Origin of the sequence: Undibacterium sp. YM2 (assembly GCF_009937975.1) — a bacterium.
GTDB lineage: Bacteria > Pseudomonadota > Gammaproteobacteria > Burkholderiales > Burkholderiaceae_D > Undibacterium.
In genome coordinates this window covers 4928121-4951284 of sequence record NZ_AP018441.1, presented here as the reverse complement: position 1 = coordinate 4951284, position 23164 = coordinate 4928121, and the positions used below count along the sequence as shown (strand labels likewise).

General features: G+C 52.8%; 19 protein-coding genes. 16 read left to right on the top strand and 3 right to left on the bottom strand.

What is annotated here, in order from left to right; translation table 11 throughout:
* Positions 1 to 2: 2 nt before the first annotated feature.
* From UNDYM_RS22725 to UNDYM_RS22715, 3 genes are all read right to left on the bottom strand, one after another.
* Entirely contained in the window at positions 3 to 1199 is a 1197-nt protein-coding gene (locus UNDYM_RS22725; RefSeq protein WP_232063568.1) for a TolC family protein, read from the bottom strand.
* Between the two features lie 179 nt (positions 1200 to 1378).
* A complete protein-coding gene (locus UNDYM_RS22720) occupies positions 1379 to 1780 on the bottom strand; it encodes a hypothetical protein (protein ID WP_162043147.1) in 402 nt (133 codons plus the stop codon).
* 73 nt (positions 1781 to 1853) lie between these two features.
* Positions 1854 to 3404, bottom strand: coding sequence for a diguanylate cyclase (locus UNDYM_RS22715; RefSeq protein ID WP_370529364.1), 1551 nt, complete (start codon positions 3402 to 3404; stop codon positions 1854 to 1856).
* Between the two features lie 401 nt (positions 3405 to 3805).
* Between UNDYM_RS22715 and UNDYM_RS22710 the strand changes: the two genes are divergently transcribed.
* The 16 genes from UNDYM_RS22710 to UNDYM_RS22640 all read left to right on the top strand — a co-directional run bounded on the left by UNDYM_RS22710 (position 3806) and on the right by UNDYM_RS22640 (position 22834).
* Entirely contained in the window at positions 3806 to 4291 is a 486-nt protein-coding gene (locus UNDYM_RS22710; protein WP_162043146.1) for a MarR family winged helix-turn-helix transcriptional regulator, read from the top strand.
* A gap of 57 nt (positions 4292 to 4348) precedes the next feature.
* Positions 4349 to 5881 (top strand): efflux transporter outer membrane subunit, encoded by a 1533-nt coding sequence (locus tag UNDYM_RS22705; protein WP_162043145.1) that lies wholly within the window; start codon positions 4349 to 4351, stop codon positions 5879 to 5881.
* Positions 5878 to 7155 carry an HlyD family efflux transporter periplasmic adaptor subunit gene (locus UNDYM_RS22700; protein ID WP_162043144.1) on the top strand — a complete coding sequence of 426 codons (1278 nt, stop codon included), beginning with the start codon at positions 5878 to 5880 and terminating at the stop codon, positions 7153 to 7155. The genes UNDYM_RS22705 and UNDYM_RS22700 overlap by 4 nt, the downstream gene beginning before the upstream one ends.
* A complete protein-coding gene (locus UNDYM_RS22695; RefSeq protein ID WP_162043143.1) occupies positions 7155 to 8711 on the top strand; it encodes a DHA2 family efflux MFS transporter permease subunit in 1557 nt (518 codons plus the stop codon). Before UNDYM_RS22700 ends, UNDYM_RS22695 begins: the two co-directional genes overlap by 1 nt.
* Before the next feature lie 153 nt (positions 8712 to 8864).
* On the top strand, positions 8865 to 9122 hold the full coding sequence (locus UNDYM_RS30345; RefSeq protein ID WP_197740944.1) for a MerR family transcriptional regulator: 258 nt from the start codon (positions 8865 to 8867) through the stop codon (positions 9120 to 9122).
* Between the two features lie 38 nt (positions 9123 to 9160).
* Positions 9161 to 9292 (top strand): hypothetical protein, encoded by a 132-nt coding sequence (locus UNDYM_RS31160; protein WP_255456497.1) that lies wholly within the window; start codon positions 9161 to 9163, stop codon positions 9290 to 9292.
* A gap of 54 nt (positions 9293 to 9346) precedes the next feature.
* Entirely contained in the window at positions 9347 to 11857 is a 2511-nt protein-coding gene (locus UNDYM_RS22685; protein ID WP_162043142.1) for a VIT and VWA domain-containing protein, read from the top strand.
* A 287-nt stretch (positions 11858 to 12144) separates the two neighbouring features.
* The gene (locus tag UNDYM_RS22680; protein WP_162043141.1) at positions 12145 to 12681 is read left to right on the top strand and encodes a TlpA disulfide reductase family protein; all 537 of its coding nucleotides are present in this window, start codon (positions 12145 to 12147) and stop codon (positions 12679 to 12681) included.
* Between the two features lie 78 nt (positions 12682 to 12759).
* Positions 12760 to 13197 (top strand): type II 3-dehydroquinate dehydratase, encoded by a 438-nt coding sequence (gene aroQ, locus UNDYM_RS22675; protein ID WP_162043140.1) that lies wholly within the window; start codon positions 12760 to 12762, stop codon positions 13195 to 13197.
* A gap of 145 nt (positions 13198 to 13342) precedes the next feature.
* Complete coding sequence (gene accB / locus UNDYM_RS22670) at positions 13343 to 13801, top strand: acetyl-CoA carboxylase biotin carboxyl carrier protein (RefSeq protein WP_162043139.1); 459 nt, start codon at positions 13343 to 13345, stop codon at positions 13799 to 13801.
* 110 nt (positions 13802 to 13911) lie between these two features.
* On the top strand, positions 13912 to 15279 hold the full coding sequence (gene accC / locus UNDYM_RS22665; protein ID WP_162043138.1) for an acetyl-CoA carboxylase biotin carboxylase subunit: 1368 nt from the start codon (positions 13912 to 13914) through the stop codon (positions 15277 to 15279).
* A 496-nt stretch (positions 15280 to 15775) separates the two neighbouring features.
* Positions 15776 to 16687 (top strand): 50S ribosomal protein L11 methyltransferase, encoded by a 912-nt coding sequence (gene prmA, locus UNDYM_RS22660; protein ID WP_162043137.1) that lies wholly within the window; start codon positions 15776 to 15778, stop codon positions 16685 to 16687.
* A gap of 7 nt (positions 16688 to 16694) precedes the next feature.
* Positions 16695 to 18575, top strand: a complete 1881-nt coding sequence (locus UNDYM_RS22655) for a DUF3426 domain-containing protein (protein WP_162043136.1) — start codon at positions 16695 to 16697, stop codon at positions 18573 to 18575.
* Positions 18576 to 18689: 114 nt separating this feature from the next.
* Positions 18690 to 19955 carry a YjgN family protein gene (locus UNDYM_RS22650; protein ID WP_162043135.1) on the top strand — a complete coding sequence of 422 codons (1266 nt, stop codon included), beginning with the start codon at positions 18690 to 18692 and terminating at the stop codon, positions 19953 to 19955.
* Between the two features lie 7 nt (positions 19956 to 19962).
* Entirely contained in the window at positions 19963 to 21009 is a 1047-nt protein-coding gene (locus UNDYM_RS22645) for a M48 family metallopeptidase (protein ID WP_162043134.1), read from the top strand.
* Between the two features lie 133 nt (positions 21010 to 21142).
* Positions 21143 to 22834, top strand: a complete 1692-nt coding sequence (locus UNDYM_RS22640; RefSeq protein WP_162043133.1) for a DUF1444 family protein — start codon at positions 21143 to 21145, stop codon at positions 22832 to 22834.
* Positions 22835 to 23164: the final 330 nt, after the last annotated feature.

Genomic DNA, 23164 nt, shown 5'->3' with positions numbered 1-23164 from the left:
GTTTAGTCCCTGTTCATGTCTGGCGTGATTCTTGTTTGATTGAGCGGCGTCAGGTAGCGCAGCTGCGCCCAGACGCTTGCTGTTTCTGCCTGCAGTTGCAGCGCTTGCAGATGCATGTCGGTTTGATTGCGTTGTGCTGCCAGCAAGTCACCCAGACTGGATTTGCCACCGCGATAGGCAGCCAGGATTGCTTGCACTTTTTGCGCGGCCAGGGGCAGTAATTCATTGCCATACCGGTCTACGCGGCTGCGTTTACTTTGCCATTCATTGAGCAAGCTGCTGACTTCGGCAATATGGCTGCGCAGGGCTTCATCACGTTCTGCCCTGGCCTGATCTGCCATGGCCAGACGTGATGACAGTTCGCGTTGCTGACGATTTTTCTGATCCCATTGCAACGGCAGCGACAGGCCAACCGATACCATGTTGGAGTAGGCAGGGCCGCGTTGCTGGTAGGCGACTTCTATGCTCCAGTCTGGCTTCTTGTTTGCCTCGGCCAGTTTTGCTTCTGTATCCGCCAGCTCAACTTGCCTGTTCATGATGTTGATTTGTGGATGGTGCTCCAGAGTGGATTCCAGTGCAGATATATCCAGCCCCACCTGGTCCATCGCAGGTAATGCACCCAGGCTGTCAGTGCTGGTTTCGCCGGTCCAGCGCGTCAGCATGATGCTGGCATTGCGTGCGCGTCTTGTCAGTTCACTGTTGCGGTCTTCCATTAGAGCCAGTGCACTGCGGGCGGTCAGCAAATCTGCCTGGCTGCCGCGGCCACTGCGGTAGGCCAGCTCGGCAGCCTGGATTTCCAGCCTCGCCTGGTTTAGCTGTTCCCTGACTAGCGCCAGCATTTTCTCGCTGTAGTAACGCTCCAACCAGGCGATGCTTGTGTCGCGCACTATACCGAACGTGGTCTGCATTTTTTCTGCTTGCGACTTATTGATGACGCGTTCATAGCGTTCGGCGCGTAGCTGGCGTTTATCGCTGCGGGTGATTTCTTGCATCAGACCTACGCGGCGCATGGTCATGAAGTCATTCGTGAGGCTGCCGCGGTCAGGGCCACTGACGGGCAGGTTGTCGATACCTGCCTTGAGTACGGGATCAGGTAACTGGCTGGCCGCCACGGCCATGTCACGCGCGGCGCTGATGGCGAAGTCTTGTGCAGACAGCTGTCTGGAGCGCGCCAGAGCAAGTTGCTGGGCTTGCGACATACTCAGCTCAACTGAGTATGCTTGCATAGAGAGTAAGGCGCACATGGCAAGGGAAATGCGCGCAAGACATAAGTGCCCGCGACAGGGCAATGTAGAAAACAAAATCATAAAACCTCCAGACGATGAAACAGGACGTACACCAGCAAAAGCTGGTGACGATGAATCAGGCGTTCAGGAAATTAAATGCGGAAACAGCAGTTGCGTATGGCAAGCGGCGGGGCGGTGGAGTGTGCCAGCGCGATTGGAGAAGGAGATGTAGAAACAGATGCTTGAAGCGTATCAAAAGCAGGCAGTATCAGCAGCAGGCTGGCACTGACAAAAGCGGATACATCGGGCAATGCTGGTTTATCGGCGGATTGCTTGCCAAACGGATCTTCTGCATGGGTATGACAAAGTGCAGGCTGATCCTGATCCATGTCTGCACAATTTGGCATTGCCACACTGGCAGTAATGGAAACTTCGGTAGTGCTGGACGTGGCCATTCCCGGGCAAACGTATGCTGCCATGGCGAACTGCATGAATAGCAGGCTCCACAGCATGACAAACACCGCAAGGATACGGGATGGTCGGGACATTTTCATGAAGAAACAGGATTTACGTTTTACAGTACCGATTATAAACGCAAGTTCATTGACGTGCCTTGATCCATATCGTTCATATTGAATGTCCGTTGCCAACACGGATGCAATTGCGCCCCTGAGATTTGGCGCAATACAGTGCCTTGTCGGCGGCTTCTATCAGTTCCAGCGGCTGGTTGTTTTCCCTGACGGGGACGAAGGCATCTATCCCGGCACTGACAGTGACCACGCCGGTGGCATTGCCTGAATGCTTGAGTTCCAGCTGGTAAATTGCCTGCCTGATGTTTTCAGCGACCTTCATGGCTCCGGCAACATCGGTACCGGGTAACAGTATGGCCATTTCTTCGCCGCCGTAGCGGGCACTGAGATCGCCAGGCCTGTGCTTGCCAGCGGCTACCACCTTGCTGATAGCGCGCAGGCATTCATCACCAGCGGCATGACCATAGATATCGTTATATTGTTTGAAGCAATCGACATCGATCATGATCAGTGCCAGTGAGCTGGCATTGCGCATGGCGCGGCTGAATTCATCTTTCAGGGCAATATCAAACTGACGCCGGTTGGCCAGACCCGTCAGGCCATCCTGCATGGCGAGTTTTTCCAGTGTACGGTTTAATTGTTCGAGCGAGTTGCGCGCCCTTTGCAATTCGGCTTCTGCCTGTACGCGCAGGGAAATCTGCCTGATCAGGCGTGATCCTATGATGGCCAGGCCCAGTGCCAGACATGCTACGCCGGTCGCATGGATGATGGCATTCGACTTCCATTCTTCCAGTGCCTCGTCTCTGGAGAGTGCGGCAGAAACCACCAGAGGGTAGTTGTCGAGCTGCCGGTAGCTGTTGATGCGTGTGATGCCGTCCTGGCCGGAAGTAAAGGTTTGGGTGCCAACTTTGGCTACCGGGAGGTAGTCTTTGAATATGGGGAATTGCGATATATCCCTGCCCAGGGACTTTTCTTCGAAAGGCCGCCGCAACAGCACTGTGCCATTGCTGAGCGCAACGAAAATCGCGCCAGTCTCGCCTATGTCGAACTGCTCATAGAATTTCTTGAAATAATCCATGTGTATCGTGGCCAACACCACGCCACCAAAGCTGCCGTCGCTTTTATTAACGCGGCGGGAAACCGGGATTATCCATTCACCTGTCGATTTGCTTTTGACTGGCGGGCTTATGTGGACACCGCGTTCAGTATGGTCACGGTGATACATAAAATATTCGCGGTCAGAATTATTCGCAGATTTCTTGAGTGACGGCTGGGAGTTGACTACCCAGTCGCCGTTCTGGTCATACACAAAAAGGCCGTGCAATTGCGGCAGCTCTTCTACCCGCTTTACCAGCAGGGCATGCATGCGCGGCAGAGTGGATTCTGCCATGCCATCTACTTCCAGTCTTTCAACCAGGCCGACCAGGATAGTGTCCGCTCCTTTGATCGTGTCGTAGGCATGCTGGCCTACTGCACGCGCCAGATTGGAACTTGCCCTTTCGGTTTCTGCGAGTTGCACTTCACGGGCCCGCCAGGTAACCCAGGCCTGCACCAGGATCAGAGAAAGGCAGACCAGGACAACAAAACCGATGGCCAGGGCGGTAACCGGGAATTTCTTGGGTGCAGGCTCAGGGAGCTCGTTTTTCAAGGCTGTCATGGCCACCATGAGGCATAGCCCTCCGTCACTGATTCATGTGTACTTTCATGCGTATTGCTGGCAAGGAAAGTGCGTCACTGCTGTGAAAATGCCAAATACATAATGATTATAGAGTGTCTTGGTAATTGGATATGATTTTTTTGGCAATCTCTTTCCATTCCTGATTTTATTTAATTGCATGTGCAGCAGCCTGGCTTGCAGTTAATTGTCATTTTTTGTGACGTCATCCTTGGCAAGGCTGACGATCAGCGCAGTATTTTTGCCGACTTCCGCACTGATTCCCCTATGAAAAACGTCGGCAGCTTCATACATAATTGCAATTTTTATGCTGCCCTGCAAAAAATTTTAAATTGGTATAGACTGTTGACTAGTCAATGAATATTGTTGCTTCCATGAATCCCGAAAATCAAAATTCAGAGTTTTTTGCCCATCAGGTTGAAGAAAGCGTCGGCTACCTGCTGGCCCGTTCGCGCACCATGTTGTCGCGTGCCATTGATGAATCCATGCGGCGCCTGGACATTACACATGCCCAGGGCAGTGTGTTCATGATGCTTTCCATGGGAACTTGCCATACTGCAGCTGATCTGGCACGCGAGTTGTTTATTGACTCTGCAGCTATGAAACGCACGCTCGACAAGCTCGAGAGCAAGGGCTATGTGCAGCGCATCGTCGATGAGAACGACAAGCGCCTGTTCAAGCTGGCGCTGACCAGTAGCGGCAAGCAACTGGCGGCGCAATTGCCTGCCGTGTATTCAGAAGTACTGGATGTGGGTTTTACCGGGTTTGCTCCTGAAGAAATCAATTTCCTCAAGTATCTCTTGCGCAAATTGCTGGCCAACAGACCTACCCTTGAAGCATGGATGGCAAAGAATAATTAGTTGCTTGGGCAATAAATTCGTTAGCCAATTTTAGTCATCATTTTTGACATCATCCATATGAAAAAATCTCTTTTCAAACCAGCTACAGCCGCAACCAGCCTGCGCCTGCTGCTCAGTGCCTCTGCATTGTGCCTGCTGTCGGCTTGCGTCAGTTATCAGGGCATACAAAGCCAGGCGCAACTCAAGACACTGACGGCGCAAGCGGGTGCCTTCCCTGACCAGGGCGGCAATGCTGCCTGGCCGGATTTGCAATGGGCAAGCAGTATAGGTGGCGCAGAGTTGCAGGCATTGATAGACAGTGCGCTGGCCAACCACCCCAGCCTCCAGGCTGCTGCGGCACGTTTGCAGGCAGCGCAGGCTGCTACTGCTTTCGTAGGTGCCAACAAATTGCCATCGGCTAATCTGAGTATCGATAGCACTTACCAGCGCTTTACCGAGCATGGCCTGGTGCCGCCGCCTTTGGCTGGTACTTACAATACAAATAACCAGATCAGTTTCAATGCCTCTTATGAGCTGGACTTCTGGGGTAAGCACAGTGCCGAAATGCGCAGCGCCATATCGCAGGAAAAAGTGGCGGAAGCCGAAGCCCAAAGCGTGCGCCTGATGCTCAGCAACGCCATTGCCCGTGCCTGGTTGCAACTGGCACGCCAGAATGCGCAACTAGAACTCAGTAAGCAGCAACTGGCTGTGCGTGAGCAGTTTGACAGCCTGACGCAGCAACGTGTCAAAGCTGGTCTTGACACTAAAGTAGAAGTGCAGCAAAACCTGGTGCAATTGTCTGGTCTGAAAAACGACATCGCCCAGTGGCAGGAAGCGATGGCGCTGACGCGTAACCAGATCGCCGCCTTGCAGGGCCTGGGTCCAGAAGAAGGCAAGCTGATTGCCACGCCAAAATTCGCGCCTGTGGCAGATGTCGCTTTGCCGGGTAATTTGCCACTGGAATTGCTGGGCCGCCGTCCTGATATTGTCTCGGCGCGCTGGCGCGTAGAAGCAGGACAGGGTGACATTGAGGTTGCCAAGACCCAGTTCTATCCCAACATTAATATCGTTGGCTTCGTTGGTTTGTCCAGCCTGGGTCTCTCCAATCTGGCCAATAGCGGCAGCGGCATCATAGGGGCAGGCCCGGCCATACGCCTGCCGATATTCGAAGGTGGCCGCCTGCGTGCGCAATTGAAAGGCAGGGTCGCCGCTTATGATGTGGCGGTGGCGACGTATAACCAGAGCCTGACGGATGCCCTGCATGAAGTCGCTGACCAGGTGCAGATACTGCAGGCCAGCCAGTCGCAATTGGCAGAGCAGAAAGCCGCCGAGCAGGCTGCCCGCGTTGGCCTGCAACTGGCGCAGCAAAGACAAAAAGCAGGCACTGCCAACAAGCTGCCAGTACTGGCTGCTGAAAGTGCCGTGCTGTCGCAACAAAAACTCTCGCTGGATCTGGCAGTGCGCCATACCGAAGCACGCATCAACCTGATCAAGGCATTGGGCGGTGGATATGAGAGCAAGGCCTTGCCTGCGACCAATGTTACTGCCGCCAGCACCAATCAAACCGTCACTCAATCACTAGTTAAAAACACACCGGAGGCTGCGTTATGAACGCCCCAGATCAAAACAAAACCGTCAGCGTACCTGCTCAGCCTGAATACGCTCCAGATAAAAGCGGCAAGCGCCGGGTACTGCTGATCATCATCACCCTCATCGTACTGATCGCCCTGGCAGCCTACGGCACATGGTGGTACACAGTAGGCCGCAATTTTGAACATACTGAAGATGCCTATGCCGCTGGCAATGTCGTGCAGGTGACGTCGCAAGTTGCCGGCACTGTAGTTGCCATCCATGCTGATGACACCGACGTGGTGCAGACTGGCAAGCCCCTGGTAGAACTCGACAAGACTGATGCCAAGGTTGCGGTCGATCAGGCCGAAGCCCAGTTGGCGCAGACCGTGCGCGAAGTACGCGTACTGTTTGCCAATAACGGCAGCCTGCAGGCCAATGTCAGCCTGCGCAGCAGCGAAGTTGAAAGAGCCAAATCTGACCTGGCACGCCGTACCCAGTTGCTGAGCACAGGTGCGGTTTCTTCTGAAGAACTCGAGCATGCGCGCAATGCCGTCAAGAGTGCAGAGGCCGCCTTGCAAGCCGCGAGTGAGCAACTGACATCGAACCGCACGCTGACAGAGAACACCACCGTCACCCAGCACCCGAATGTCTTGCGTGCCGCTGCCCGTGTACGTGAAACTTTGCTGGCCCTGAGCCGCACCAGCCTGCCCGCACCCATGAATGGTTTTGTCGCCAAACGTGCCGTGCAAGTGGGCCAGCGTATTGCTCCCGGCTCACCTTTGCTGTCCATCGTACCTTTGAATACCCTGTGGGTAGATGCCAACTTCAAGGAGGTGCAACTCGCCCACATGCGCATAGGCCAGGAGGTGGAATTGCATTCTGACCTGTATGGCACAGATGTGACTTACCACGGCAAGGTACTTGGCATGTCAGCAGGTACAGGCTCAGCCTTTGCCCTGCTGCCTGCGCAAAATGCCAGTGGTAACTGGATCAAAGTGGTACAGCGTGTGCCTGTGCGTATCAGTCTCGACCCTAAAGAGCTGGAAGCGCATCCATTGCGCATCGGTGTTTCCATGCAGGTGCAGGTCAATATCTCGCAACAGCAAGGCGCACCGGTAACTGCGGCTGCCCGCACGACACCTGCCTATCAGACTGCTGTGTTTGAACAAAATGGTAAAGATGCTGACCAGCGCATCGCCGAGATTATCGCGGCGAATTTGCCGGGTACTAAGGATCACAAAGTCGATCACAAAGACGACCATAAAGAAAATCACAGCGCTGCCGCAGTGAAAACCACAGGCAAGGGTGCGTAATGAGCGCGCCACGTCCTCAGGCACCGCATCCACCACTGAAAGGTGGGCAGTTGACAATGGGCACGCTGGCCCTGTCGCTGGCGGTGTTCATGAATGTGCTGGATTCATCGATTGCCAACGTATCGATACCGGCGATCTCGGGCAACCTCGGTGTCTCGCCGCAGCAAGGCACCTGGGTCATCACCTCGTTTGCGGTGGCGAATGCGATTTCCGTGCCGCTGACGGGTTGGCTGACGACGCACTTTGGTCAGGTCAGGCTGTTTTTGTCTTCGATCCTGCTGTTCGTCATTTCATCGTGGCTGTGCGGCATGGCGCCGAATATCGAGATTTTGATTGCAGCGCGTATTTTGCAGGGCGCAGTCGCTGGCCCCATGATCCCGTTGTCACAGGCCTTGTTGCTCGGCAGTTACCCGCCCGCCAAGAGTTCGATGGCGCTGGCGCTATGGGGTATGACGACCCTGGTCGCGCCCATTATGGGCCCCTTGCTCGGCGGGTGGATATCGGATAATTATTCCTGGCCCTGGATTTTCTATATCAACATCCCGGTAGGTTTGTTTACTGCCTGGGCCACCTGGTCCATCTATCGCAAACGCGAATCTGCCATCAAGAGCCTGCCTATCGACAAGGTTGGTTTGTTCCTGCTGGTGGTTTGGGTGGGCGCTTTGCAAATCATGCTCGACAAGGGTAAAGAGCTGGACTGGTTCAATTCTGGAGAGATCATCCTGCTGACTGTGATTGCTGTCATCGGTCTGGTGTATTTCATTGTCTGGGAGCTGGGGCAGGATCACCCTGTGGTTGACCTTTCGCTGTTCAAGGGACGTAATTTCAGTGCCGGTGTGATTGCGATTTCGATAGGTTATGGCCTGTTCTTCGGCAGTCTTGTCATCATGCCGCTGTGGTTGCAAACTCAGTTGTCGTATACCGCAACAGAGGCGGGCAAGGTCATGGCACCAGTTGGTATCTTCGCGATTATTTTGTCACCCATCATAGGCAAGATTTTGCCCAAGGTGGATGCCAGAAAGGTTGCCTCAACTGCCTTCCTGGGCTTTGCCCTGGTGTTTTTCCTGCGCTCACACTTCAATACTGACGTGGACACTGCGACCCTGCTGATACCCACGCTGATACAGGGCGCAGCGATGTCGATGTTCTTCATCCCGCTGACATCGATCATCCTGTCAGGCCAGCCCCCGGAAAAAATCCCGGCAGCCTCGGGTTTGTCCAACTTCGTGCGCATCATGTGCGGCGGCATGGGAGCCTCCATCATGACCACCATCTGGGACAGCCGCAGCACCCTGCGCCATGCCCAGATCGCCGAGAACACCGGCAGCAGCTTTCCTAACTTTGTGCAAACCGTGCAGGGCCTGATGCAACAAGGCATACCAGAACAAGGTGCCTACGCCATCATAGACCGTACCATCAGCGTACAGGCCAGCACCATGGCTGCGACTGATATTTTCTGGATGTCGGCCTATATGTTCATAGGCCTGATAGGTCTGGTGTGGCTGACCAAACCGAAGAAATCAGCCGCACCTGTGGATGCGGGCGGGGCACATTAGGCTCCAGGTTCAGGCAGGCAAGAAGAAGCGCTCATGACATGAGCGCTTTTTTTTCGTCTTTTTCAATCTGTTTCATCGCTAACTTGAGGGTTGCTCAGGGGAGCTTAAAAAGTAAACTTGAATAATGACAGTTTAACTGTTATAAAGTACTGTATGAATAATTCTTCTGATAAAAAAGACAGCAGCTATCTGCTCCCTGAACTCTGTTTGATGGCAGAGATGTCAGTGCGCACTGTGCGTTACTACATGCAGATAGGTCTGGTCAGCAAGCCTGAAGGCGGGACGCGGGCGGCGCGCTATGGAGCGCAGCATCTCGAACAATTGTTGCTGATCAAGAAGTGGAGTTCTGCGGGGTATCACTGGAGCGCATACGTGAATTGTTGCACGGCGCACCAGCCCCGCTGGAAGTGAAACCGCAGCAAATCGGGTCAATTTCTGTCTGTACACATTTGACGGTAGCGCAGGGGGTGGAGCTGGTGATCGATGCCGGCAAAGCAGGCTGGACCCCGGAGCAGCTCAGGGAATTCGTCAGGCAGGCTATAGCATTGGCAGAGCGTTTGAAAAACAGCCAGGACGCATGACAGCACGCATAACAACACACGTCAATGCGAATGGCTAGCAGAGAGAGGATGAATATGTTTAACCAAAATACAGCCACAATACAATCCAGCCTGGGACAGGCAATGGCCCTGACCAAGGTCAGTGCGACGGGTGTCATACAAGGCATGCTGCTGGACATGCAGCTTACCCAAAGCTTTATCAATCCATCCGACAAAGAGCATGTGGAGGTGTTATATACCTTCCCGTTGCCTGTGGATGCAGTTTTGCTGGATATAGAAGTCGAGCTGGATGGCAGGAAATTATCTGGCGCTGTCGTACCGAGGAAAGAGGCTGAAATCGATTATGAAGAAGCCATTTCTGAAGGTAATACCGCTTTCATGCTGCAAGAAAATGGTGACCGCAGTTATAGCCTCAGCATAGGCAACCTGGCGCCGGGTGAAGCGTGTACGCTGAGCATGCATTACGCACAAAGCCTGCGCTTTGCCGAGATGGATGGCATGAATGCCTTGCGCATTTGTGTACCAACAGTGATTGCGCCACGCTATGAAATGACAGAGGCAGTAGCGACCAAAAAGCAAAACCTGTTTGAGCGCCTGACCACTCCCAGGCATGATATACGCGTCGAATATCCGTTTGAGATCAGCTTGCGCCTGGCGGCTGAAGTGGCGGGTGCGCGTATTGCCTCGCCCAGCCATCCCATCAGCGTCATGCCTGGCGATGGCGGCACGATAGTCAGCCTGTCACGCAAGGGTAACCTCGACCGCGATTTTGTGCTGTGTCTGGATCAGTTCAGTCAGCAAGCTTTCAGTGTTCTTGGACGGGACTATCATCAGCCTGAACATGTCGCTTTGCTGGCCAGTTTTTGCCCGCAAATTGCGGCTGCTGACATGACTGATGTGGCCGTCAAATTGCTGGTTGATTGCTCAGGTTCCATGCATGGCGACAGCATACAGGCGGCACGCACAGCCCTGAAAGAGATAGTCGAACAACTCAGTGCCGGGGATCATATTTCCCTGTCACGCTTTGGCAGTGAAGTGCAGCACCGCTCACCGGCGATGTGGAAGTTTGCCAAACCCAGCAAGGCAGCAGCGCTGCGCTGGGTAGATGAGCTTGATGCCAGCCTTGGTGGTACCGAGATGGCATTGGCGCTGGAATCTACCTTTGCCATACAGAGCAGTGGGCGCAGCGATGTGCTGATGATTACCGATGGAGAAATCGACAGTGTTGATAGCCTGATCAACAGCGCCCGCGCTGCCGGGCAAAGGGTGTTTATTGTTGGCATAGGTTCCAGCCCGGCAGAAGTGCATCTTGAACGCCTGGCCAGGGCCAGTGGCGGCTCTTGTGAATATGTGGCGCCGGGCGAAGACGTGGCACCCGCCATCCTGCGCATGTTCATGAAATTGCGTTCACCAGTCTGGCAGGATATCCGCATCGACGCCGGCTTTGCCAGCCCACCGCTGTGGTCTACGGCTATGCCAGCAAGTGTCTTCAAAGGTGAAACCCTGAATATGTTTTATCTGTTGCCAGAAAAACCTCAGGGTCAGATGAAGCTGTTTGGCCGCTTGTCGGGGCAGGCAGAAGAAGTCGAATTGGGCAGCCTTGTCTTGACAGCGGACTTGCAGGCTGACACCAGCTTGTCACGCGTGGCTGCGGCGACTTATTTGTCCGACATGCAAGGTATGGCTGAGCAGGTATCCGTCGTGCAGGAACTGGCGGTGCAATATCAATTGATCTCAGCAGAAACCAGCTTCCTGATCGTCGAGGAAAGGGCAGAAGATGAAAAGCCACTGGATATGCCAGCCTTGATAGAAGTCGCGCACATGTTGCCAGCAGGCTGGGCCGGGCTGGGAGCTGCCGCGGGCGGTGTTTGCTCCGCGCCGGTCATGGCTGCGCCCGCTGCCGCCGGTGGTGCAGCATATTCCTTGTCCATGCTGGCAGCACCTGTGGCTGCTGCGCCGCCGGACCTGCGAAGCAGGCTGGCGACCTGGAAATTGTCAAAACGGGCCGCTCTGGACATGGCTGGTGAATCGGGCGAGTGCTACATGGACGCCAGTAATCTGCCATCTCCTGTCGCAAAATGGTTGGTACTTGATGCAGAGGCAATGCAAGCGTTTTTTGAATACGCCAGCGTTGTCGGGGCAGACAGGGTAATCCGCCGTGACATGCATTACCAGGGGCTGACACCGCTGGGCCTGACACTCTTGCTCAGATACTTCGATGAGCAATTGTGGCCCGACAGTTTTGCCGGGCTCAGACAGATGCAGCTGGGTGAAGCTGTTATTGAATGGCTGGAACTGGCAATCTGGGAAGACTGCAAAGACCAGCTCAGTGGACAACAAGTCATCAAGCTCTTCTTCAGCATCATGGCTGAACCAGAAATGCTGGAGCGCCTGCTGCCATCGGAAGAGCAGAGGCCAGGGCTGCAGGTGAGCGGCAGGACAAGCGCCGATACGGCGCAATTGCTCAGTATGTCAGCAGATACTGTTGTCAGTGCCAGGCTGGAAGCCCAGTTACGCGAAGCCTTGCGTGAGCTGGATGCCGTGACATGGTCGGAGTCTATCTTTTTGATGGATATGGAAGGGTAGGCAAGCTGTATCAGTCTGAGTCAGGGACGGGCAGGTACATTGTGCAAGGCATGGTGACCTGCTTTCGCATCAAACGACTCTCCCCGTATATGTGGTCGAGATAAATAGACTCAGCAGGCCTGGTTTATCCATTTTTAATGTCAAACGCATAATAGAGTTTCAGGGAAGGTGACCCGATGACGGGTCGCCATCTCTCCCGTATCATTTACTTATGCAGCATAAATCTCCCAGCTAGGCTAATATCCCTGCCTTGAGCAGTGATTTTGGATTTATGTGAGTGGGTATTTATGAATAAGAAGTTTATTGGCCTGGCAGTGGCGCTGGGTTTGCTGTTTGCGGGTTTGGGTATCTACGCGGGCAACCGCCAGACCACGCCCAAGCCACCTGCCGACAAGTCGGTCGCGCAATTGATGGCGCAGCAGTTCAAGGATAGCGAGGGTAAGCCGCAATCGATGGCGGAGTGGCGGGGTAAGTTCCTGGTGGTGAATTTCTGGGCGACCTGGTGCGCGCCTTGCGTTCAAGAGATGCCTGAGTTGTCTGCCATGCAAGATGGATTCAAAGGTAAATCCATACAGATTTTGGGCCTGGGTATAGATAGTCCAACAAATATTGCTGATTTTGCAAAAAAATATAAAATCAGCTATCCCTTGTTTTCTGCGGGCATGGAAGGTTCTGAGCTATCGCGCCAATTGGGTAATACCGGTGGCGGCCTGCCCTTTACCGTGTTGATTAATGCCGAAGGCAAGGTCGTGAAATCCTATCTTGGCCGCCTGAAGATGGATGAATTGCATACCGATATTGCCAAATATTCTTTGGAAAAATAGAAGACGCATCGTTTTTCCTTGCCAATCTGCGTCGATTAGCGGCAAAATGCGGCCATCTTCGTCAAATTGAATGTGACTATGGCGCGCAAACTCTTGCTGCTGAATGGCCCCAATCTGAACCTGCTCGGCACGCGCGAGCCTGCTACCTATGGTGCCACTACCCTGGCTGAGATAGAGGTTGCGGCGCAGGAGCAGGCAAAAATAGCTGGCGCAGAGTTGTCATTTTTTCAAAGTAATCATGAGGGCGCATTAATTGACCGCATCCATGCTGCCCGTAATGAGCAAGTCGATGCTATTATCATCAACCCGGGCGGCCTGACGCATACCAGCGTTGCCCTGAGGGATGCGCTGGCAGGTGTGGCGATCCCGTTTATAGAAGTACATATATCGAATGTACATCAAAGAGAAGCCTTCAGACATCATTCATACTTGTCTGCAATTGCCAAAGGCGTCATCTGCGGCCTCGGTACTGAAGGTTACCGTTTGGCGATTGACTTTTCCCTGAAAAATATTTAAATTCTCGCATCTTCGCGTAATTTGCTGATAATGCCAGCTTATTTCGTATATAATCCAAACTTCGGCGGCAATTGCAGAGCTGTTTTCCTGCTCAGCATTGCGCGTCCCAATTAATTCAGAACCACTTTTTTCAAGGGGATTCCACATGGATTTAAGAAAACTCAAGACACTGATCGACCTCGTAGCAGAATCAGATATCGCTGAACTCGAAGTAACTGAAGGTGAAGGCAAGGTCCGCATCGTCAAATCTTCTGCGATGCCACAAAACCAGGTAGTCATGATGCAGCAGCCGCAGCACCAGCAAATGATGCCAGCCGCCGCGCCAGCCGCCGCAGCCGCTCCTGTCGCCGCCGCACCAGTGGTACCGGATGGCCATATCGTCAAATCCCCTATGGTTGGTACTTTCTACCGTTCTTCTGCTCCTGGCGCCGCGCCTTTTGCTGATATTGGCAAAAGCGTCAATGCTGGCGACACCCTCTGCATTATTGAAGCAATGAAATTGCTGAATGAAATCGAAAGCGATTTCACAGGCACGATCAAACAGATTCTGGTTGAAAATGGTCAGCCTGTTGAATACGGCCAGCCGCTGTTCGTGATTGGCTGATCCAGGCGCGCGTGCGCAAACTCAAGTCCTGTGTCCGTGTTGAGGACAAAATGACCGGACCGTGTTTCCTGCTCACGCAATTGCAACCATTGCCACCGCAAAGTTAAATCATGTTTGAAAAAATTCTTATCGCCAATCGTGGTGAAATCGCGCTACGCATACAGCGCGCCTGCCGCGAGATGGGTATCAAAACCGTGGTCGTGCACTCTGAGGCTGACCGCGAAGCAAAATATGTGAAGCTGGCTGACGAATCTGTTTGCATAGGCCCGGCTCCGTCGAATTTAAGTTACCTCAGCATGCCAGCCATTATCAGCGCCGCTGAAGTGACAGATGCCCAGGCTATCCACCCTGGTTATGGTTTTTTGTCTGAAAACGCCGACTTTGCTGAACGTGTAGAGCAATCCGGTTTTGTCTTCATTGGCCCGCGTGCAGAATCCATACGCATGATGGGTGACAAGGTATCTGCCAAGCATGCCATGATCAAGGCTGGTGTGCCTTGTGTGCCAGGCTCTGAAGGCGCATTGCCAGACGACCCTAAAGTCATAGTACAAACAGCCCGCAAGGTCGGCTACCCGGTCATCATCAAGGCCGCTGGCGGCGGCGGTGGACGTGGCATGCGTGTGGTGCATACTGAAGCAGCTTTGCTCAATGCAGTCACCATGACTAAGACAGAGGCTGGTGCAGCATTTGGTAATCCAGAAGTGTATATGGAAAAATTTCTGGAAGACCCGCGCCACGTGGAAATCCAGATCCTGGCTGACCAGCACGGCAACGCCATCTGGCTCGGTGAGCGTGATTGCTCCATGCAGCGCCGCCATCAAAAAGTCATCGAAGAAGCACCTGCGCCTGGCATCCCACGCAAGATCATAGAAAAAATCGGTGACCGCTGCGCTGCCGCCTGCCGCAAGATAGGTTATCGTGGCGCTGGTACTTTTGAATTCTTGTACGAAAATGGCGAATTCTATTTCATCGAAATGAATACCCGCGTGCAGGTTGAGCATCCAGTGACAGAAATGATTACTGGTGTTGATATCGTGCAAGAGCAAATCCGCATCGCCTTCAATGAAAAGCTGCGCTTCAAGCAAACCGATATCGCACTCAAGGGCCATGCCATTGAATGCCGTATTAATGCCGAAGACCCGTTCAAGTTCATCCCTTCGCCAGGTCGCATCACCTCCTGGCATACACCGGGTGGCCCTGGCATACGGGTGGATTCGCATGCCTACGCCGGTTATTTCGTGCCGCCGAATTATGATTCCATGATAGGCAAGGTGATCGCCTATGGTGAAACCCGCGAACAGGCGATACGCCGCATGCAGATCGCTTTGTCAGAGATGGTGGTAGAAGGCATACAAACCAACATCCCCCTGCACCGCGAACTGATGATAGATGCGAGGTTTATTGAAGGTGGTACGAATATTCACTACCTTGAACATAAGCTTGCAGATATGCCGGAGTTGTCTAAAAAGTCGAAGTAATTTGGAGTGAAGACCTCTCAACACAGAGTCACAGAGGAAAGCGTTGGAGTTCCGTAGGTTGGGCTACGATTTACCAGCCCAACACTCAGCGCTTGAATAACGTATACGTTTGTTGAGGCCCAGTGTTGGGCTGGTAAACCGTAGCCCAACCTACGAAGTTGAAAAAGAAGCACAGAGAAAACATAAGTTTTTCCCTGTGCTTTTGGCTTTGTTATGAAGCCTCTGTGGTAAGCTTTTTGTAGTTGAGATGTTTAATGAATTGATAATCACCGTATAAATGGTTGAGCCTCGCAGAGTTCAAGATGAATTTTTTCTCTTGCTTTTCTCTGTGACTCGGGGTGTAGCAGGGGTTTCGAACGGCAATGCCGTTCGCCTGCGAAACGAAGGCAGCATGCAAGCTGCCTTTCCTTGCTCTGTGGTGAGCCTTTTGGTCTTGAAGTACTTTGAAGTTTCTGGAAGTAATAACGCTGTATATAGAACGTAAGAAAGTAGCAATATGGGCTGGATAGAAATAGTCATAGAAGTAGCGCGTGAGCAGGCTGAGGCTTTGTCGGACGCTTTGATGGATGCGGGTGCCTTGTCGGTGTCCGTGGAAGATGCCGATGAAGGTACGGATGCTGAACGTCCGCTGTTCGGCGAACCAGGCATGGAGCCTGATGAAGCCGCCTGGGACCGCAGCCGCGTGGTTGCCCTCGCTGATATTGATGCTGACCACGCAGAACTGGTGGCTGAAGCTGCCGCTGCGATTGGCTTGACTGTCGTGCCAGCCTACATCACCCGCAATGTCGAAGAGCAAGACTGGGTGCGCCTGACGCAATCGCAGTTTGCCCCTATTCATATAGGCAAGAATATCTGGGTCGTGCCTAGCTGGCATGATGCGCCTGATCCTGATGCCCTGATCCTGGAGCTTGATCCTGGTCTCGCCTTCGGTACTGGCAGCCACCCGACCACCAAGCTGTGCATGGAATGGCTGGAAGCGCACGCGCCCAAGGATTTGTCTGTACTCGATTATGGCTGTGGTTCCGGCATCCTGGCCATGGTCGCCAGCAAGCTGGGTGCGGCCAGTGTAATTGGTGTCGATATTGATCCACAAGCGATAGAGTCTGCGAATTTCAATGCAGAACGCAATAACTGCCAGATAGAATACGCGCTGCCAGAAGGATTTGGTGCTGCTCATCCAGCCACCCAAAAATTTGATGTGGTCGTGGCGAATATCCTGTCCAGTCCACTCAAGTTGATGGCGCCGATGCTGGCGGGCCGTGTTGCCCCTGGTGGCTCGCTGATACTCTCAGGCGTGCTGGCAAGGCAGGCCGAAGAAGTGGCAGCAGCATACGAACCTTTCATCAAGCTCACCGTCTGGGCTGAGCATGAAGGCTGGGTAGCATTGTCAGGCTCTTTGGCTAACTGAGGCGACTATGGCACTGGCGACCCGCTGCCCCCACTGTCAGACTGCCTTCAAGGTAGCCAATGATCAGTTGAAATTGCATGCGGGCCTGGTGCGTTGCGGCTCATGCCAGCAAACTTTTAATGCGGTAGAAAACCTGTTACCTGGCGATGGGCAAAAACCTGTACCGGCACCGGTACCTTCTCCAACGCCTGCCAGACCAGCAACTATGGCGAGTGTCGCAACTCAGGCGACAGCGACGATAGCATCGGTAGCAACAGCAACTGTCGCTACTGTGCCAGCGGCGGCCAGTTCCACACCAGTCACACCAGCAGCACCTGGCAAACCTGTTGCACCTGTCAGGCCGCAAGTCAGTGCAGCGGTGCCAGCGGCAGTAGCAAAACCAGTCACGTCTGCCTCGGCAAGCGAAGTTGTGGCAGAAAGCACGCCAGAATCCAAGCCGGAACTCAAGCAGGACGCCAAGCCAGTGCCGGCAGAACATCTGTCGTCCCTGATAGAACCTGAGCCCAATTTCGAACAGACGCGTATAGTGCCGCCGTCTCCCGTCACTCCTGTGGGCCGCTTCTTCCCGCCCGATGCGCTGCCGCAAGAAGACATGCTCTTGCCAGACAGCCTGGTGCCGCCAGAAAGGCCAGCAGCTGTCGGCAAGCCAGCAAGCAGCGCGACGGCCCGGCCCGCAACAAAAGTGCTGGCCGCCATCAGCAAGGCCGAGCTGGAATTTGAGGCAGAAGCTTTTGACATGCCCAGAGATATTCCTCCGGCAGCCAGGCCCGCCGTGCATACTCCCGCCGCTGTTACTCCCGCTGTGCTTACTTCAGTCAGCACGACAGCCACCACCGCAGAGCCGCAAAAGCTTGAGCCTGTGCTCGACCCGCTCAGCCAGCTCAAGGATGACCCTGAACCGGCAGGTTTAAAAAAAGAACCTGTGATCACCAGCTCATCGGCTCTCGATTTTGACCTCGGTGATGGCGGCTTTCTGTTGCCATCTGAAGAAGTGCAGGAAGCTGACCTGACCCGCATCGAACTGGAAACCCGCGCCGCCCTGATGGATCCGCCAACTGCCGACTGGTCAGTCAGCGAAGGTGCCGAGGATGCGGCCGACGCTAAAGAAAAACTGCCAGAATTCCCGGCCACTGAAATAGCCGATGCACATAGTGCCAGCAAGGTCTGGCGCCATAAAGACCATGCTGACATTGCCACGCCAGATGAGGCTGTTTCCATCAATGATGAAGTCGGAAGCGACGCTGCCGCCAATACCGCGGATGAAGTACATGGTGAATCCTATATAGGCGAGGCCGAAGCTGCACTCGCTCAGCAGGCTGCTGCCAATGAAGATTCCAGCAGTGATCCTGAAGAAGAGCTGGCCAAACCCAATTTTGTGATCCAGGCAGAAAAACAGCGTGCCCGCAAACGCATGGCCAACATCATGCTGGGCCTGATGGTTGGCCTGTTGCTGCCTTTGTTGCTGGGCCAGTCTGCCTATATCTTCCGTAACCAGCTCGCTGCACGCGTGCCAGAAACCAAACCCTGGTTGCTGCAGGCGTGCAAATACCTGGGATGCCAGGTGGCTTTGCCGGCACAGATAGATAAGATTGCCGTTGATTCAAATGAATTGCAAAACCTGGCACCAGAACGCAATGTCTTCATGCTGGTCATGCAAATCCAGAACCAGAGCGATGTCGTGCAGGCCTGGCCAAATATAGAACTGGTCCTGAACGACGTCAAAGACAAGCCCCTGTTGCAGCGTGCTTTTACCCCGGCAGACTATCTGGCTGAAAAAGACAAGCTGGCCAAAGGCTTTGCGGCTGGCGGTGAACAAAGCATCAAGCTGTATTTTGAGCTGCCCGTACTTAAACCTGCGGGCTTTCACGTAGGTGTGTTTTATCCTTGATCTACTGATAAAACCATACTCATCAATACATCCTGATTCATATATCCGATACAGCGAAGCCGGAAAAATTTATTTGCATCTGATCACAGATAAACATTACACCCACGTTCAGCAATGCAAATCCATCAAGACGCCGAAGTCTGGCTGCCCACAGTCCCCCTTGTTGAATACCAGGAGTGGACGAACGAGAACATCGATGCCCTGGACATTGATCCTTCGCCTGCAACCACAGCCGCAGCCATCGCCAGCAAGACCGGGCAGCCGCGCATGCCAGACTGGCATCAACTCAGCTTCAGCGGTACTGGCAAAGAGTATTTTCGTATCTGGGTAGTCAATCTTTGTCTGAGCCTGGCAACACTGGGTATTTATTCGGCCTGGGCCAAGGTCAGGCGGCTGGAATATTTTGACCGCAATACCAGTCTCGCCGGTGCCAGTTTCAATTTTCATGGTGAGGCAAAAACCATTTTGCGTGGCCGTCTTGTTGCCGTGGTTTTACTGTTCTGTTATCACTATCTGTTCACTTTATCAAAGAACCTGGCATTGCTGTTTTTCGTCATATTCGTGCTGGGTTTGCCTTTCATGATGCGCAGCGCCTTGCGTTTTCGCTTGCATCAGACCAGTTACCGTGGTTTGCGTTTCCAGTTCCATGGCTCGGTGCAGGATGCCTATGCGGCCTATGCACTGGTTGCTCTCGTGATCCTCTTGCCTGGCTTGTTTGGTGCGTTGTTTCCTGAAGAAAGCTATATGGCAGTCTTCGCTTTCGCCGGTTATCTTTTCTGGCCCTGGCTGCATGCCAGAATGCGTATCTACCAGCATGACAATATCAGCTACGGTAATTTGCGCGCCAGTTGCGACATGAAAAGCGGGGCCTTTAGCTGGAGTTATGTCGGCGTATTGCTGGCACTGTTTTGTTCCCTGATTGTCGGCATTTTTCTGAGTGGCATAGTTGCTGTCGTCATAGAAAAAAATGGTGGCAGCCTGTTGCAATACATCCGTAGTGCCAAAGACGTTTTTTTCCTGGTCATGGGATTTCTCATGCTGTTGGCGGCAGTGCTGGCCGCAATCGGGTGCCTGAGCTATATACAGGCCGTGGCGTGGAATAAATCCTGGGACAACACCAGCTTCCCAGGTATAGACATAGACTCTTCACTGCCATACTGGCCTTACTGGCGTTTGCAGGTGAAAAACTTTTTCTTCACCTTGTTCAGCCTTGGCTTGTACCGGCCATTTGCGGTCGTGGCGCTGTATCGCTTTCGCCTGGCGTATGTACGTCTAATGGCAGAAGAACTTGATCAGGTGCAAGCCATCAGCAGAGCCGGGCAGACGCAAGCCACCGGTGACAGTTCTGCCGACATGTTTGGCTTTGATTTATCCTGGTAATTGACCCATGATTAAAGCCAATTATTTCGACCATCAACAGAGCCGGATACAGCCCATCCAGCTGGATTTGCAACAAGATATTGTGAATGTCATTTTTGATGGCAAGCAATATCCCGTCAGGAAAAAGAGATTGCAGGTGTCAGAGCCCTTTGAACATGCGCCCTGCATACTCAGCTTTTCAGACGGCAGCCATTGCGAAATTCATGACAGGGCAGACCAGCAAACCCTGCTGGATTTTCTTGATTACCGGCCCAGCCTGGTGCAGCGCTGGCAAAGACAATGGAAATGGGCACTGGCAGCAATCATCGTCATGGCGGCCTTGCTGCTGGCCGCGCGTGAATGGGGCGTGCCTTTATTGGCTGACAAGATCGCTGCGCGCCTGCCTGGCAAGTACGAACAGGCCCTTGGCGACGAAGTCATGAAACTGCTGGACAAATCAGTGCTGAGCCGCAGCCATTTAAGTGATCAGCGCATAGCCCAGGCCAAAGAAGCGATAGAGCGCGTCATGCCCGAACATGGCCGCATACCCATGCGCTTGGAAATCAGGAATGCACCGGACATAGGTGCTAACGCCTTTGCCCTGCCAGGTGGCACCATAGTCGTTACCGACGCCATGATAGAAATGCTCAGTACCAATAAAGACCGTGGCCTGAGCCCGGCCGGGGCCGAAGAACTGGCGGGCGTGCTGGCGCATGAGATCGGCCACGTCGAAGGCAATCATGGCATGCGTCGCCTGGTGCGCGATGCCATGGTGACGGTGATTGCGGGCAGCCTGTTTTCTGATTTCAGTTCCGTCGTCAGCCTGGCGTCTGCCGGGGTCGTGAATATGGAGTTTTCGCGTGAAATGGAAACCGAAGCCGACGGCTATGCGATCAGGCGCATGAAGGAAACAGGCTTGTCACCCGCCCGCCTGGCCGATGCGCTGGAACGCATGGAGAAAATGCACAAGCGTGAAGCCGCACAAGAATCCACCACCAAACGTATCACCCAATACATGTCCAGCCATCCGGCGACTGAAGACAGGGTGGCAAGGTTCAGGGCGGCGGCACGGTAAAAAAATCGTGGTAGTTTGCGCACCTTTAAATAGCGGCCAAACAAGCAATGCAACAAACGTCAAACAAAGAACCAAACAAAGAGCCAGACAAAAAACAGAAAAACAGCCTGGCTAATTATTCCGGATAAAGTAAATGAATTCATTTTGTAGCAGAGCCATTGCCTATGTACAGGTAGTAGAAGCGGGTGTCATTAAAAGCAGCGAACATAGCAGTGCAGATACCCTGGGCGCTTGTATCCAGGACCTGGGAAATGGCCTGGGGATTGCCTATCTGGTCGAAGATAATAACGGCTATGTTTTTATTAAAGAGCAGCATTTGCGGGCAGAGCGATGGACCCTGGCGACACTGCACCAGTCCGCAATGTCCAACCTCAAACAAAGGATAGACCGGACTTTTGGCTTGCATGACAGCGCACCGCTATACGGCGTTTTTGCCGACATGCGTTTTGTAGCAAGTTCTATGTTGCTGGATGATCTCTGGGATAGCGAATTATCGAGCTGTGTCAATAATGGCTTTATCATCGCCATCCCCAGGCGCGACGCCCTGGCTTTTTGTGACAGCCAGTCTGAAGCAGGCATAGCCCTGCTCAAGGAGGTGATCAGCAGGGATCTCAGTCACCACTCAGAACTGATCAGTACATCACTCTACCGCCGGCAAAACAGGCGTTGGGTAGAAATCAAAACAGATATTGAAGAACTCAAGGTATTGGAACTGGAAGTGGCCAAGTTCCAGGCCTGGGCCATTGACAGGGCTGAATCGTTTCGCGAGATTTGCAAGGAGCACAAGCAAATCGATCTCAGCTATGAGCTTGAAAGTGTGCGCTGGACAGATGAGTATATTAATTATCTACGGAAATTAGGAAATGACGATCTTATCGGCACATTATGGCAGTTGATAGGATGTTTTTTGGGCGAATGTTTAAGACGCAATCTGGGCGGTAAATGGATAAAACATTATGGAAGTCCGGGTATCCGGCTGGAAAATGGAAATATTGCCTTCCCCTGGACCAAGGTAGTCAAGCAATTCCAGAATGAACCTGATAGCGGTGATTCCATACTCGGTTTTTATACGATGAATTTGGCGATGAATCCTCGCAGTTTGTCAAAAACGGCACAGCGCTTGCTATCTATTTACGAGGCGCACCCTGACTATTCAATTTTTATCCCGACAACTACGGATGGCGAGTTGCAATGGGCCAAGGTCAAGCAGATAGAAGATGGCTGGGTCAGTCTGGATGATAATTGCGCCTCCAAATTTGCTGTGAATGTGAAAGTGTCTTCGCAACTGCACGGTGTTCAAAGTTTTTATGTCTGTAATTCTTATGGTGAACTGAAAGAGGCAGAAGGTATCAGCGATATTCTCGCTGCATCGCTGCCCTTTGGCGTACACAGACAGTTTGTACCTGCAAATATTATCAAGACTTCACTCGCCGTCAGCGAACTTGTTAACGGCGTCAAATTCCTTAATATCAGCTTTGCCAGGAGCAAATTCACTCAGGATGGCGAAACCAGATATGTAATTGTCTTGCGCAATATTTCCAAAGAAAAAATCAGGGTGCTGCGGTTTGGCAGCTATACCTTGCAAGACAAACTATGGAAGCTGAAATCTGCGACAGGAAATTTTTCTTCCGATTTTCAATTCAGGGAAAAATATGGCGGTCGCGCAGAGTGGCTGGAGCCAGAAGAGCAGGTCAGTTATTCCGGCAACACTGAAGAGCCTGTGGTCTTGTGGGCTTATCACTGTGAGACAGAGGGCGGGGACAAATTTATCGCAGGCAAAATCCTGCGTGAAGTGCCGGTTGAGGAGTTAGCGAGCCCAAAATAATTTGTTTGTAAAAAAATTGAGTAAGATTGATTACTTACTTGTCCTGCATAAAAAAGGAAGACAGGTGAACTCAGGCTGAGCATGAAGCACAAAAACAGAGCCCGGATTATTTCTGCCAAATTTTCTTTGTGTTCCGCTATTCAGCGGCTGAAACGCGAATGAGTAAATCCACTTAAAGCAAGTTAAGCCAACAGCTTGCATAGAAATACGCAATATCAATTTACGAAAACCATTGATTTTATTTCCTGTGTCTTTGTCAAAAGTGCAAGGCAGAGAAAATCAATCCATAAGCTCATAAAAACTGTCAGGCATGCAAATACAAGCCGGGGC